At 63.7% G+C, this 17037-nt stretch carries 1 protein-coding gene; it reads left to right on the forward strand.

Annotation, left to right across the window (positions count from 1 at the left end):
• The first annotated feature begins 57 nt into the window (after positions 1-57).
• Positions 58-17031 carry a FecR domain-containing protein gene (locus tag QGV55_RS00930; RefSeq protein ID WP_281020040.1) on the forward strand — a complete coding sequence of 5658 codons (16974 nt, stop codon included), beginning with the start codon at positions 58-60 and terminating at the stop codon, positions 17029-17031.
• The last annotated feature ends 6 nt before the right edge of the window (positions 17032-17037 follow it).

The raw sequence follows: 17037 nt of genomic DNA on the forward strand, positions 1-17037 counted from the left end.
GTCGTCTGGAGTTTTTGAAAACTGGAGTGGTCGGGGACTCCAGTGGAGTAGTTGATCATGTCGAAGAACGAATTCCCGCCACTTTCCGGTGACGGTGGAGCGACACCCGAGTTTGTTGCTGTCGTTGACGCGACGGGTCAGACCAGTCTTGTCATAGACCAGGGTCTGCTTCTGCTTACGGCGCAGTTCGTGCGTTCCGGTCCTGACCTGATTCTGGTGGGCAAGGACGGCAGCCGGGTCCTGGTGATCAATTTCTTCTCCACCGAGAACCCGCCCGATCTCTACACCCTGAACGGCGCCCGCATCGACGGCAGCCTGGCCGAACTGCTGTCCGGTCCCCGCGCCACGGGCCTGGCGCAGCAGGGTGACGGCGCACTTGGCGATCCCATTGGCGTTATCGAGCAGGCTGACGGGGCCGTCTTCGTCACCCGCGTGAATGGCACCCGCGAACAGGTCCAGGTCGGCGACCCGGTCTTCACCGATGACGTGGTGGAGACGTCGGAGGATGGCGCTGCGGGTATCCGCTTCAATGACGACACGACATTCTCCATCGGCGGCGACGCCCGGATGGTGCTGGACGACTTCGTCTACGACCCGGCGGCGAACACGGGCAGCGCGGTGGTCAACGTGCTGCAGGGCTCGTTCTCGTTTGTCTCGGGCGCGGTGGCGAAGACCGGCGATGACGCGCTGACGGTGAAGACACCGGTGCTGACCATCGGTGTGCGCGGCACCTTCGTGGGCGGCAAGGGCGCGCAGGAGGGTGAGCAGTCGGAGGTCGTGAACCTGCCGCAGGAAGACGGCACGACGGGACGGATCTTTGTCTCGAACGCGGCTGGCGGTGTGGAACTGAACCAGGCGTTCGAGGGCACGCAGACGTCGAGCCAGTTCCAGGCTCCTGCAGCGCCGCGGATATTCAGCCGGACGGAGATTGAATCGAAGTTCGGCAATGCGCTGAGCAACCTGCCGGGGACGCCGCAGGTGGGTCAGAGCGGCAATGACAATGACTCCGGTGGTGACCGTCGTGGCGACGACGGCGGCGGCGCTGGGGGTGAGACGGAAGGTGAAGGCGAAGGAGACGCCGAGGGCGAGGGCGATGGAGAAGCCGCGGCCGAGGGCGAGGGTGAAGGCGAAGGCGACGGGGAAGAAGAGGGCGAGGGCGACGGCGAGGAAGAGGGCGACGGCGCTGACGGCGAAGGCGAAGGTGACGGCGGCCCGGATGGTGGCCCCGGGGGCGACGGCGGCCCTGAGGGCGAGGGCGGCGGCGAGGCCGACGGCGATGGTGGTCCGGATGGCGGACCGGATGGTGGTGCCGACGGCGACGGCGGCTCCGAAGGTGACGGCGGTCCCGACGGCGACGGCGCCGATGGCGAAGGCGGCGGCGAGGATGGCGAGGGCGAGACCGGCGGTGGCGGCGGTGGCGGCGACGCCGAGAATGTGCCGGACGGCGGCGGTGCGACGGGCGGCGGCGCAACGGATGGTGGCACGGCTGACGGTGGCCCTGACGGCGGCGGTGGCTCAGGCGGCGGCGGATCAGATGGCGGGTCGGGTGGTGAAGGTGGCGGAACGGGTGCCGGGACCGGGACCCCTGGCACTGGTACGGGGACACCGGGTACTGGCACGGGGACACCGGGCACCGGCGCGGCAGGTACAGGTGGCCAGACCAACGACAATTTCACTAACCAGCAGAATAACATTCTTGGCTCCACGACCCCGCCGGCAGGCGGCGGAACGGGCGGGACGACTGGCGGGACCCAGGGCGGTACGGATCCACAGCCCAACACCAACAACAATGATGATCTGGTCATTGTTGTTGATCCGAACGGATTCACCGGCGGCGGCGACAATGTCACGCTGGGCGGCGGCAACGACAATGTGAACGCGGCTGCCGGCAATGACACCGTTGACGGCGGTGCCGGCGACGACACGATCGATGGCGGTGCGGGCAGCGACCGACTGTTCGGTGGGGCCGGCAACGACAGCCTGCTGGGTGGCGCAGGCAATGACACTCTGACCGGCGTCGACGGCAATGACGTGGTGGATGGCGGCGACGGTACCGACGCCGTTGATTTCTCCGGCACGTCGAACGGTGTTGCCGCCAATCTGGTGACCGGTCGGGCGCAATCGATCGGCGCCAACGAGGTCGACACGGATACCCTGATTGCGATCGAGGACATCACCGGTGGTGCCGGAGGCGACAGCCTGACCGGCAACGGAGTGGCCAACGTCCTGACCGGCAATGCCGGGAACGACACCCTGGTCGGCAATGCCGGTGCGGACAATCTGGTTGGTGGCGCCGGTGACGATGAACTGAACGGCGGTTCGGGCAACGACACGCTGAATGGCGGCACGGGCACTGACCGGGCGAGCTTCGCCGGCGAGACCTCCAGTGTGACCGTAAACCTGCTGACAGGCACGGCAAACGGCGAGACCTCCGGCACGGACTCCCTGACCGGTATCGAGAATGTCACCGGCGGCGACGCGGGTGACCAGATCACCGGCGATACCCTTGGCAATGCGCTGGATGGCGGCGCAGGCAACGACAGCATCTTTGGCGGTGCCGGCGTCGACAGCCTGGATGGTGGCGCGGGCTCGGATTCACTGGATGGTGGCGCTGGCACTGACGTGATCAGCGGCGGAGATGGCAACGACACCCTTCTGGGCGGTGCCGACGCGGACAGTCTGAGCGGCGACGCAGGCAATGACTCCCTGGACGGCGGTACCGGCATCAACACGCTGGACGGCGGCGCGGGTGACGACACGGCACTCGGTGGTGCGGAATCCGACCAGATCAATGGCGGCGCGGGCGCGGACAGCCTGCTTGGCGCCGGCGGCGACGACCTGATTGCCGGTGGCGACGGAAATGACACGCTGACCGGCGGCGATGGCGCCGACTTCCTCAGCGGCGATGCTGATCTGTCCGGACAGACCATCTTTGGTGACGGGCACACACCGGCGACCGTGACGGTCTCGATTGCCAACGATGGCGGCGAGGGGTCGGTCCAGTTCATCTTCTTCACGCTGAGTGCGGAAACCGCCATCACCATCACCACCGATGGGCCGACGACGGATCCGGAAATCTTCCTGTTCAACGACGATGGCAGTCTGGACGCCGAGGACTTTCTGGCGTCTGACGATGACGACGGTCTGCCAGCAGGTTCGTTCAGCAATGCGATCATCAATACCGGCGACGAGATCGGTAATCTGCCCGCAGGTGACTATGTGCTTGCGGTCAGTGACTTCAGTCTTGATCTGGATGAGGCAGTTGCTGGCATCAATGATGAGGGCGGCAGTCTCAGTGAAGGCGACATTGCCGTCACTTTCCAGGTCACGACAGGGACGATTCAGGTAACGACCGGCGGCTCGGCTGCCGTCGGTATCGATCCCGGCAATGATCTCCTGATCGGCGGTGCGGGCAATGACACCCTGCAGGGCGGTGACGGGGACGACAGCCTGTCCGCAGGCGACGGTGATGATGCGCTGATCGGTGGCGCGGGCAATGACACGATCGATGGCGGCGCGGGCACGGACGCGGCTGATTTCTCCGATGCGGCTGCGGCGCTTGACGTCAATCTGGCGGCCGGGACGGTTACCGGCGACGGGAATGACCTGATCAGCAGTGTCGAGACCCTGGTCCTGTCCGGTGCCAGTGACACGGTCACCGGCGCGGCGGCTGCCGAACTAATCTTCGGCGGCGCTGGCGACGACACCATGAACAGCGGCGACGGCAACGACACGCTGAGCGGTGACGCTGGCGCGGACACGCTGTTCGGTGCCGCGGGCGCGGACCAGCTGTTCGGCGGTGCCGACGACGATTTCTTCGACGGCGGCGCGGGCAATGACATCATCGATGGTGGTGCAGGTACCGACACGGCGCTGTTCACCTATGGCGGCGAGACCGGGGTCGTCGTCAACCTGACGGCCGGAACCGCGACGGACGAGTTCGGCAATACCGACCAGCTTGCCGGGATCGAGAATGTCACCGGCTCCGACTTCAGTGACCAGTTGACCGGCGATGCGCAGAACAACGTGCTGCGCGGTGGCATTGGCAACGACACCCTGCTGGGTGCCGGTGGCGCGGACACGCTTGATGGCGGCGCCGGGAACGATCTGCTCAACCTGCTGGCGGACGACACGACGACGGCGCTTGGTGGCGACGGCAATGATATCTTTGCGGTCAATGCAACGGTGCTCGGTGCGGAAGATGTGCTCGATGGTGGCGCGGGTGTCGATACCCTGGCCATCGAACTCGGCGGAACCATCGATGAGGCCGCGCTTTCAGGCGTGACGAACATCGAGACCCTGCTGCCGACAACGGATCAGGCCATCGACATCACCCTGTCCGATGCCATGATCGGTGCCGAGCAGACCCTGTTCGTGAACGGGTCGCTGCTTGTCTCGAACACCAGTACCCTGGTGGTCAATGGCAGTGCCGAGCAGGAAGGCAACCTGAGCATTCAGGGTGGCGCGGCGGACGACGAACTGGACGGCGGCCAGGCTGCAGACACGCTGCGCGGCGGTGATGGCACCGACACGCTGCAGGGTAACGGCGGGTCTGACGTCATCGACGGCGGTGCCGATTTCGACACGGCGTCGTTTGCCGATCTGAATCAGGCGGTCAATGCCAGTCTGGTGACCAATACGGCGGTTTCCGGCAATGACACGGACACGCTTGTGGCCGTTGAGGGGCTGCTTGGCTCCGCCTTCAATGACACGCTGACGGCGGGTGCGGGCCAGGCGCATGATCTGGTCGGCGGGGCAGGCAACGATCTGCTGAACGCGGGCGACGGCACGATGTTCATCGATGGTGGTGTCGGTGACGACACGGTCGTGGTGAACAATGCCGCGCTGGACGCCAATGATGTCCTGAAGGGCGGCGACGGCACGGATCTGCTGCAGGTTTCGGGTGGCGGCGACATTGGCGGCACGGCGCTGGACAGCGTCACCGGGTTCGAGAATGTCGAACTGCTGGATGATGCGGAGACGGATCTGACCCTGCGCAACGGCCAGATCAACAACTCGGGCACGATCGGTATCAATGCCTCAGCACTGGCGGCCGTCACGAGCGCGCTGTTCATTGACGCTGCACTGAAGTCGGATGCGGCGATCAATGTGGAGAGCGGCGCTGCCGATGACGTGATCTTGGGCAGCCAGGGCAATGACGTTGTTCAGGGCAACGCGGGCCAGGACGCGATCTTCGGCGGCGTCGGCGATGACACGCTGAGTGGCGGTGCAGGCACCGATCTGCTGCAGGGCGACGCGGGTGCGGACAACCTGGCCGGTGATGCGGGGCAGGATCTGCTTGCCGGTGGTGCCGGGGACGACAGTCTTGACGGCGGCGCCGACCTGGATGTGGCGGATTTCTCCGATGCGGCATCCGGTGTCACGGTCGATCTGGGCGCGGGCACGGCGACAGGCGCGGATTCCGGCACCGACACCCTGACGAACATCGAGATCGTTCAGGGCACCGCGCAGGCTGACGACATCAGCCTCGCTGATGGCATTGACGGCCAGGCGGCCGTTGGCGGTGCCGGCAACGACACGCTGACGGGCGGCGACAACGCCTCCGATGCGCTTCTGGGCCAGCTTGGCGATGACCTCATCAATGCGGGTTCGGGCAATGACAATCTCGAAGGCGGCGGCGGCAACGACACGCTCTTCGGCGATGCGGGTGCGGACGAGCTTCAGGGCGATGCGGGCAACGACCTGCTGAATGGCGGCGCCGGCGACGACACTATCGAGGGCGACAGCGTTCCGGACGCGGATCTGGCGCTGACGTTCGACGGTATCGACGATTCCGCCATTCTGCCCGGTTTCACCGGATTGTCAGGTACGGACGATGCGACGTTCGAGGCCTGGCTGGCGCCGGGTGCCGTGCAGGACATGGCGGTGTTCGACACCCGCGAGGATCCGCAGGGTGTTGAAACCGGACTGATGTTCGGTTTCCGCTCCGCGCAGGGCGAAGGGCTGGTTGCCGTGGCCCGTATCGCGGGCAATGGACAGGCGTTCGAGGTCACAAGTGACCTGTTGGCGCCGGGGGCCGGAGCTGCCCAGCATTTTGCCGTGACCTTTGACCGTGACGGGCTGATGAGCCTGTTCGTCAATGGTGTCGCGAGCGGTGCGCCGGTGAACATCTCGGCCCTCAATGGTGTCGATATTTCCACGAATACGCCCCTGACACTCGGTGAATCGAACATCGACGATGCCTTCGGTCGGTTCCAGGGGACGATGGACGAGGCGCGGATCTGGTCCATCGTGCGTTCGGAGCAGGAGATTTCCGGCGCTCTGGACGATCTCCTCGTCGGCGACGAGGCTGGACTGGAGCTCTATCTCGATTTCGACGAGGAAGGCTTCAACTTTGCCCTCGACCAGACGGCAGATTCCGCCACCGCGGTCCTGCTTGGCGGCGTTGGCCGGGTGGAATCCACAGCAGTCATCAATGACGTGACTTCGGGCAACGACACGCTGGAAGGCGGCGATGGCAGCGACATCCTGAATGGCGGTGACGGCATCGACGCGGCGTCCTTCGCCAATGACCCGAACGGTGTATTCGCGGAGCTGGTGGCGTTCGGCGCGACTGACGGTTTCGGCAATTTCGATACGCTCTCGGGCATCGAGAACCTGATCGGTTCGGCATTTGACGACACGCTGCAGGGCGGCGCGGGCGCGAACACGATCGAGGGCGGCGCGGGTGGTGACTCGTTGAGCGGCGGTCAGGGCAACGATTCCCTGGACGGTGGTGCCGGTGACGACACCCTGGTCGGCGGCATCGGCGGCGAAGGTGATGACGTCCTGACAGGTGGTGACGGAACCGATACCGCCGACTTCGGTGGCGCAGTCGAAGCGGTCAATGTCAACCTGGTGATCGGAACCGCGAATGGCGGCCAGGCTCTGGGCAACGACACGCTGTCGGGGATCGAGAATGTCATCGCGACCGACTTCGCGGACAATGTGGTCGGCGATCTGGCCGACAATCTCTTCCAGTTGAACGACGGTGCCGACATCGGCGACGGCGGCTCTGGCAATGACACCCTGCTCGGCGGTGGCGGCAACGACGACCTTGCCGGTGACAGTGGTGCGGACATCCTGTCGGGTGGCGCGGGTGACGACACGCTGGCCGGCGACGATGGCGCCGACAGCCTTGATGGTGGCGACGGTACGGATACCGCCGACTACATTGGCGACCTTGCCGGTGTGAACGTCGATCTCGCTGCCGGTACGGCGCTGGATGCGAGCGAATCCACAGATACCCTCACGGGAATCGAGAATGTCGAAGGCTCCGACTTCGATGACACGCTTGCTGGTGACGTTCAGGCGAACGTGCTGGGCGGCGGTGATGGCGCTGACAGCATCAGTGGTGCCGCAGGGGCGGATACCCTGTTCGGCGATCAGGGCAACGACACCCTCAGCGGCGGGGATGGTGACGACTCCGTGGCCGGCGGGGACGGTGATGACCTGTTCGTGGCCGACGACGGGGTCGATGATCTCAGTGGCAATGCCGGTTCCGATACCCTGGCATTCACGGGCGCGACGGAAGGCGTTGTCTTCGACATTGCGGCGCAGACACTGACCAACGACGGCTTTGGCAACACGGACACGGTCTTCTCGATCGAGAACGCCATCGGTTCGACCTTCGCGGACAGTTTCACGCTTGGTCTGGATGCCCAGGTTGCAGGCGGCGCGGGCGATGACCTGTTCACCGTCAATACGGGAATCGGCACCGGTGGCGTGATCAGCGATTTCACGGCTGGTACGGGAACAGAAGACGTCATCGACCTGTCGTCGTTCGGCTTCGGCAATCTGGCCGAGGTTCAGGCCGAGTCCAGCGACGACGGAACCAGCACCACGATCCAGCTCTCGGCCACCGATTCCATCCTGCTGACGGATGTACTGGTCGCGGATCTGGCGGATGACGACTTCATCTTCGGCAACAATGCCGACCAGTTCCCGGCCTTGCTTGAACTCGGTGCGGCAACCAGCGATGACGGCTTCCTGTTCGGCAATGCGACCGCGGAGTTCGGTTTCGGCAGTGCCATTGCGGGGATCGGCGATGTTTCCGGTGATGGCCTGGGCGATCTGCTGATCGGTTCACCCTATGGCAATGGCGGGGCAGGCGAGGCATTCGTGCTGTTCGGGGACGCAGCCCCGGGGTTCGTTCAGGTGCAGGACGGCAATCTTGCGGGTGACGGCTCCGGTTTCGGCATCACGGCGACGTCGGTCGGGCCGGGCGAGTATGCCGGCCGGGCGGTCGCCGCCATTGGTGATGTCAATGGTGACGGCTTCACTGACTTCGCTGTGGGCGGTCCGGGCGTCTACAATGGCTATTATCGGGGCTCAGGTGCGATCGCGGTTGTCTTTGGCGATGCTGATGGTCTGAGTGGCGATCTCGACCTCGACAATCTGGATGGCACCAACGGTTTCTCGTTCTATTCCGGCTACTTCGGTCCGGAACAGTTGGGCGCTTCGATTTCCGGTGGCGGCGATCTGAATGGCGATGGTATCGACGATCTGGTTGTCGGTGCGCCTGGCACCAACGGGAGCCGGGGCGAGATCCTGATCGTCTTCGGATCGACCAACGGGTTCGTGGCGGATTTCTCGAGCGATGATATCGGAAATACAGTCGCCGGTACCACGGTGACGGGTGATACGGCCAGCGCACAATTCGGCTATTCCGTTGACATCATTGGTGATTTCGATGGGGACGGTTTCGACGACCTGGTGGTGGGCGAACCGTTCGGCAGTGCGGGCGGCAAGTCCTACGTCATCTTCGGTGCTGCCAATCTGACCATCGACACGACGATCACCAACGTGCTGGAAGGCTCGGCCCGTGCGATCGAGATAACGGCGGGCGAGTTCGCTGACCGGCTGGGCGAATCCGTCAGTGCGGCAGGTGATTTGAACAATGACGGCTTTGATGACCTGATCATCGGGGCCAGCGGCACGGATGCCGGTCTGAACAATCGCGGCGCGGCGCACGTGGTGTTCGGCAGCGCCAATCCGCAGAATGTGGATGCGTCCCAGCTTGCGGTCGACGGTTTGCAGGGCTTCTCCATTCTGGGCGACACGGCCCTGGAACGGGTCGGCAACTCGGTTGACGGCGGTCGCGACGTGAACGGTGACGGCATTGCCGACATCGTCGTAGGTGCCTATGACGCCGCTGGGACCGGTGAGGTCATCGTCATCTTCGGCAGCAGCAACGGGTTCGCCTCCAGCATTGCCCCCGGGGTTCTGGACGGGACCGACGGGCTGGTCATTCGCGGTGGCGGTGGTGTTACCGAAATCGGCGGCACTGTTGCGCTTGTCGAGGACGTGAACGGTGACGGCTTCGATGACATCGCATTCTCGTCCAGCGGCGGCTTCGTCTACAACGGTGGTGCGGCTGTCTATGACTCGACCTTCATCATCTTCGGGCGCGACAGTTCCGGCGAGGCGCTGGTGGGTGGGGCCGGCAACGACGATCTGACCGGCGACGAGAACGCCAACCTGCTGGTGGGCGCGCAGGGCAATGACACCCTTTCCGGTCTGGTCGGCAACGACGTGCTGCGTGGCGGTATCGGCGACGACAGCGCGGTGGGCGGTGACGGTGACGATCTGCTGGATGGTGGTGCGGGCGCCGACACGCTGATCGGTGGCGCGGGCGTAGATACGCTGCGTCCTGGCAGCAATGACGGCTCCGTCGGTGACTTCGTCCAGGCCGGTGTGGATGACAATCTGATCGTCTTCGATGCGCCGGGCGCGGGCTTCTTCATCGTCGACTATTCCGACCAGGTCAACGGCATCGTCGCCAACATCGGCGCTGTCGAGGGCACGGTCACCAAGATCGGCGGCACCGATACGCTGCAGGGCGTGAACCTGATCGACGGCACCGTCGGCGGCCTGCAGATCAATGGCGGCAGCGGCGCGGATGTCTTCACCGCGAACCTGCAGTCGAATGAGGAATTCATCCAGATCCGCGGCGGTGCGGGCAATGACACCATCACCGGCGGTGCCGGTTTCGACCGGCTCGACTATGTGGGTGCGGCCGCAGGCGTGAATGTCGACATTTCCCAGGGCCTGACGCTGGATGATGGTGACGGCGGCGTGGACACCTTCAGCCAGATCGACGAGGTGCGCGGTTCGGACAACAGCGACACGCTGACGGGTTCCGAGAACAATGACCGCTTCATCACCCGGCAGGGCGATGACACGGTTGATGGCGCGGGCGGCTTCGACCTGGTGCGCTATGACCGCAGCAACATCGAGAACGTGAACGTAGACCTGTCGGCCAATACCGCGACCGTTCAGTTCGTGGGGGCACTGGGCACCGCGACAGACACGCTGCTGAACATCGAGTCCATTCGCGGCTCCCGCACCGGCAACGACACGCTGACCGGTGACGCGCTGGCGAACCTGCTCGACGGACGTGGCGGTAATGACCTCATCGACGGCGGCGACGGCAACGACACGCTGCTGGGCGGCGATGGCGACGACACGCTGCTGTCGGGCACGAACGACGGCAACGGCGATCTGCTGAACACAGGCGCGGGCAACGACCTGGTCTCCTTCGTCAATCCGGGTGGGGGCTTCTTCATCCTGGACTACACAGCCGAGACAACGGGAATTGTCGGCAACATCGGCAACACCGATGGCACCATTGCCAAGGCCAGCGGCACGGACACCCTGCAGGGTGTGGATCTGATTGACGGCATCCTGGGCGGACTGCAGGTGCTGGGCGGTACCGGCGACGATGTCATCACTGTCGATCTGCTGGACGCCAATGAGTTCTTCCAGTTCCGTGGCGGCGCCGGCAATGACACGATCACGGGCGGCGGTGGCTTCGACCGTCTGGACTATGTCGGTGCGGCTGGGGGTGTGACCATCGATATCGCCGCCGGAGTGACCACCGATGATGGCGATGGCGGCACCGACAGCTTCAGCCAGATCGACGAGTTCCGCGGCTCCGACAATGCCGACAGCTTCATCGGGTCGGCAGGGGATGATCGCTTCATCACCCGGCGGGGCAACGATACGGTTGACGGTGGCGACGGCTTCGATCTGGTGCGCTATGACCGGGCCAATATCGACTTCGTGGATGTGGATCTTTCCGCCGAAGTCGCCAATGTGCGGTTCACGGGCAATCAGTTCGATACCGTCGACAGCCTGATCAGCATCGAATCGATCCGTGGCTCGCGTACCGGCAGTGACACGATTGCCGGTGATGCCAACGACAACCAGCTTGACGGACGCGGTGGCGATGACATCCTGAGCGGCGGCCTGGGCGACGACACGCTGATCGGCCGTGACGGGACGGACAGCATCGACGGCGGCGACGGCTTCGACATCTACGTCGCATCCGACGGCACGGAAGGCGTCATCGTCGATCTGACGCTCGGCACTGTGACCAACGACGGTTTCGGCAATGTGGAGACCGTGACCGGCATCGAACTGGTCGTCGGCTCCGATCAGGGTGACCAGTTCACCTTCGGCTCCGGGACGGGTTTCACCGGCAATGCCGGGGATGACCTGTTCATCGCTGTCGGACGCATGGGCGTGGGCAACTTCATTTCGGACTTCACGGCCGGTGCCGCCACCGATGACGTGGTGGATGTGTCCGAGTTCGGCTTCCTGAATTTCTCGTCCCTGCTGCAGGTCGCCAGCGATGATGGCACCGACACCACGCTGCAGCTTGGCCTCTCGGATTCCCTCGTTCTCCAGAATGTGCTGGTCGCCGACCTGGCCGCAGATGACTTCATCTTTGCGGATGCACAACCGATTGACCCGCTGCTCGACCTGCGGGACGACTTCGACGCCACTTCCGGGTTCATCTTCGCCAACCCGGACACCAACGAGAAGTTCGGTCAGGCGATCGACGGTATCGGCGACATCAACGGAGACGGCCTGGACGACATTCTGGTCGGTGCCAGCTATGGCAGTACCAACGCACAGCTGACCGGCGAGGCCTTCGTGCTGTTCGGTGACAGCACACCGCAGTTCGTCGAGAGTGCCGGCGATCTGGACCTGGGTGGACGTGGCTTCGAGCCCTACCAGTCGGAAGCCTCGTCATTCTCCATCTTCGGCTACGACGTTGCCGGCATCGGCGACCTGAACGGGGACGGGTTCCGGGACTTCGCGATCTCTGCCCGCAATGAATATGTCCGTAACTCCTACGGAACCGGTGAGGTCACGGTGGTCTTCGGTTCCGCCAATGGTCTGACAGGCGATATCGACGTCAGCAATCTGGACGGGACGGACGGCTTCGTCATCCGGGCCAACGACTACGACATCTATGCGCTCGGCTATTCCATTGCCGGCGAGGGCGATTTCAATGGTGACGGTTTCGATGATCTGATCATTGGCGCCCCTGCGAGTTCCTACGGTCAGGCCAATGCTGCCGGTGAGATCTATGTCGTGTTCGGTGGTACGGACGGCTTCCCGGCGATCAACAACATCGGCGATCTGGTGGGATCGGGCGATGCCATTGTGATCGACGGGCAGCAGACCTTTGCCCGCCTTGGCGAATCCGTGGATTTTGCCGGTGACTTCGACGGTGACGGTTTCGACGACATCATCGCAGGCGCTCCGGACGCGAACTACGCGGGCCAGGCCTTCGTGATCTTTGGCTCGGCCGCTCCTGCCAGCGGAACACTGGACAGCCTGCTTGTCGCCAATGGCGCCATCCAGATTGATGGTGCCCTTGCCGGTGACGCGCTGGGACATGCCGTCAGCGGCGCCGGGGACGTGAACGGCGACGGTCTTGACGATGTGATCGTCGGCTCACCCTACAATGATGCCTACGCCGACGGTGCCGGTGCAGCCTTTGTCATCTTCGGCAGTGCGGCACGGACCGATGTTGATACCTCCATCGATCTGGACGGCAGCAATGGTTTCGTGATCTTCGGGCGCTCGGAAGGTGACAACGCCGGCTTCTCCGTCGATGGCGGTGGTGACGTGAATGGCGATGGCCTGAGTGATCTGATCATCGGTGCCCGCAACGCCAGTTATTCGGGCAATTACGGACTGGGTGAGGCCTATGTCGTCTTCGGGTCCGACGCGGGTTTCGCGGCAACCCTGCACCCGGACGCGTTCGATGGCCTGAACGGCCTGCTGATCCGCGGGCCGGATACCGGCACCTATACCGGACATGAGGTTGCGATCATCGGGGACGTCAACGGCGACGGCTTCGACGATGTTGCGGTGAGTTCCTACTACAACCCCAACGGCTACAATCTGTACGAGGGAACCTTCATCGTCTTCGGCACCGACAACACCGGTGCGGCGCAGGTCGGCAGCGATCTCACCGACACCCTGTTGGGTGATGCCAATGCCAACCTGCTGGTGGGCGCACAGGGCGACGATGTGCTGAACGGCTTCGCCGGCAACGACACGCTGATCGGTGCTCTGGGCAATGACAGTCTGCTTGGCGGCGATGATGACGACCTGCTGCGCGGCGGCGTCGGCAACGACACGCTGGACGGCGGTGCGGGCAATGACACGCTGCTGCCCGGCAGCAACGACGGCACGGGCGAGGTGATCATCACCGGCACGGGCGATGACCTGGTCAGCTTCGACGGTGCGGGTCTCGGCTTCTTCAACCTGGACTACAGCGCGGAGACCACCGGACTGGTTGGCAATATCGGCAATACCAGCGGGACGGTGGTGAAGGCGAACGGCACAGACACGCTGGTGGATGTTGATGTCATCGACGGAACGGTCGGCGGTCTGCTGATCACCGGCGGCACGGGCAACGACAGCTTCACCGTGGATCTGATCGACCAGAACGAGTTCGTGCAGTTCCGTGGCGGCCAGGGCAACGACACCTTCATCGGTGGTGCAGGCTTCGACCGGCTCGACTACATCAACGCCGCAAGCGGCATCAATCTGAATATCGAACTCGGCCTGACGGACGGCGACGGCGATGGCGGGGTCGATACTTTCTCCAATGTCGACGAGTTCCGCGGTTCCGACAATACCGACATCATGACGGGCTCGACCGGCAATGACCGCTTCATCACCCGGGAGGGCAATGACACGGTTGACGGGGCCGGCGGCTTCGACCTGGTCCGCTACGACCGGGCCTCGGTCGAATTCGTCAATGTCGATCTGACCGCCGGAACGGCGAATGTGCGGCAGAACGGACTGGATTTCGTCGATTTCCTGTCCAACATCGAATCCATCCGTGGCTCCCTGCTCGGCAATGACACCATCTCCGGCACTGCTGAATCGGAACGGTTCGAGGGACGCGGCGGCAACGACATCCTGTCCGGCCTGGCCGGCAATGACACCCTGTTCGGCGGGGACGGGGACGATACCATTGATGCCGGTGCCGGCTTTGACCTGCTGGATGGTGGCGCAGGCGGAAATGACCTGCTGATCGTCGATTTCTCCGGCACCGCCAACGGTGTCAACACCCAGGGCACCGCCGATGACATCGTCGAGGCGACTTCCCTGTTCCAGGTGGGCGGCACCAAGACCATCTCCGGTTTCGAACGTGTCAGTCTGACAGGCAGTGATGGCAACGACGAACTGGTCGGCGGCGATCTGGAAGACAGCCTGTTCGGCGGCCTTGGCAATGACACCCTGAATGGTGGCGCGGGCGGCAGCGACTCCATCGTCGGCGGTAGCGGCGATGACGAGTTGCTCGGAGCGCGCACGGCGACCTTCGATGGCGGCGACGGGATCGACAAGCTGACCATCAATCTGGCGGCGGCGACCGACAACATCGTCATCGACGATCAGGGCACCATCACCAGCCTGGTCGACGGGACCGAGATCCGCGGGATCGAGGTGCTGAATGCCACACTTGGCTCGGGCAACGACTCCGTCGATTTCTCGAACACCGACGCCAGTGACATCATTGACGGCGGGTTGGGTGACGACACGATCAACGCCGGTACCAACAATGACACCCTGGCGGGCGGTGCCGGCATCGACCTGCTGATTGCCGACTTCTCCGGCAGTGTGAACAGTGTTGTCACGCAGGGTACCAATGACGACATCACGCAGGCGACGATCATCAACCAGGTTGGTGATTCCAAGACCGTCAGCGGGTTCGAGATCGCCAGTCTGACCGGCGGCATCAACAATGACGAACTGGTGGGTGGTGCCTTCGATGACACGCTGATCGGCAATGACGGCAACGACACGCTGCATGGCGGATCGGGCGGTGCGGACCAGATCGACGGCGGCGGCGGCGACGACAACATGTTCGGTTCCGCGACCGGTACTTTCGATGGCGGGACAGGGCTGGACCGGCTGGCCGGTGACTTCTCCTCGATCGCCGAGGACATGGTGCTGGCGGCCGACGACGGCACGGATATCTTCGCGGACGGCACATCGATCACCTCCATCGAGGCGCTGAACGCCACGCTGGGCTCCGGCAACGACAGTGTCGATTTCGCGGGTATCGACCTCAGCGACACAATCGACGGCGGTGCGGGCAACGACACGATCAATGCGGGCACCAACAATGACACGCTGTCGGGCGGCGCCGGTATCGACCTGCTGATTGCCGACTTCTCCGGCAGCGTGAACAGTGTTGTCACCCAGGGCACCAATGACGACATCACCCAGGCGACGATCATCAATCAGATCGGCGATTCCAAGACCGTCAGCGGGTTCGAGATCGTCAATCTGACCGGCGGCATCAGCACTGACGAACTGGTTGGTGGTGCCTTCGATGACACGCTGATCGGCAATGGCGGCAACGATACGCTGCATGGTGGATCGGGCGGCGCAGACCAGATCGATGGCGGCGACGGCGACGACAACCTGTTCGGATCGGCGACCGGCACCTTCGACGGTGGGGCGGGTACCGACCGGCTGGCCGGTGACTTCTCCTCGATCAGCGAGGACATGGTGCTGGCCGCAGACGACGGCACGGACGTTTTCGCGGACGGCACGTCGATCACCTCCATCGAGGCGCTGAACGCCACGCTGGGCTCCGGCAATGACAGTGTCGATTTCTCGACCATCGACCTCAGCGACACGATTGATGGCGGCCTGGGCGATGACACGATCAACGCCGGCACCAACAATGACACGCTGTCGGGCGGTGACGGTATCGACCTGCTGATTGCCGATTTCTCCGGTAGCGTGAACAGTGTCGTTACCCAAGGCACCGACAATGACATCACGCAGGCGACCATCCTGAACCAGATCGGTGATTCCAAGACGATCTCCGGGTTCGAGTTCGTCAGCCTGACGGGCGGCTCCGGAAATGACGAACTGGTCGGCGGTGTCCTCAACGATACCCTGATCGGCAATGCCGGGAACGACACCCTGCATGGTGGCCTGGGCGGCTTCGACAGCCTGTTCGGCGGTGACGGCAACGACACGCTGATCGGTGGCGACGGCGACGGTGTGCTGAACCTGGGCGCGGGTGATGACAGCGTGCAGGGCGACGCAGGCAACGACACCATCGACGGTGGTGATGGTTTCGATGCCGTCGCCTACGACAATGAAGCCGGCATTCTGGGGGTCACCGTTGATCTGGTCGCAGGCACCGCAACGGATACATTTGGCGATACCGACACGCTGATCAGCATCGAGCATGTGGTCGGTGGCGCGGCCAACGACGACATCTTCGGCAGCGATGCCGACGAGTTGCTGGTCGGTGATGGCGGCGATGATGTGCTGGAAGGCAGCGGCGGCGTCGATACGCTGGTCGGTGGAACCGGCTCGGACGAGTTCGCGCATGCGAGCCTTTTGGACATCACATCGGTCAATGCTAATGTCACGGTCGCCGCATCGGGATTGTCGGTGGACCTGATCGACGACTTCTCGACCGGGATCGACCTGCTGTCATTTGACGAGACCGGTGGCTTCCAGTCCATCGACCAGGAGCTGACGACGTTCGAGGTGATCGGCGTCGACTATGACGGCACGAACAGTGGCGCCCAGGGCAGTGCCGCCTATATCTTCGATGGAACGCATCTGATCTATGATGATGACCTCGCCGCCGAAGGTTATCAGGTGATCGCGAATATGAACGGTGGTTCGGTCGCGGCAAATGACATCACGTTCTTCGGTGGTAGTCTGAACCCTGGGGAATTCTGATAAGAT

It is taken from the genome of Minwuia sp. IMCC3009 (assembly GCF_029909415.1).
Lineage (GTDB): Bacteria > Pseudomonadota > Alphaproteobacteria > Minwuiales > Minwuiaceae > Minwuia.

Excerpts from the sequence above, each read along its gene's own strand:
- QGV55_RS00930 (WP_281020040.1), top strand. The coding sequence starts at position 58 with ATGTCGAAGAACGAATTCCCGCCACTTTCCGGTGACGGTGGAGCGACA.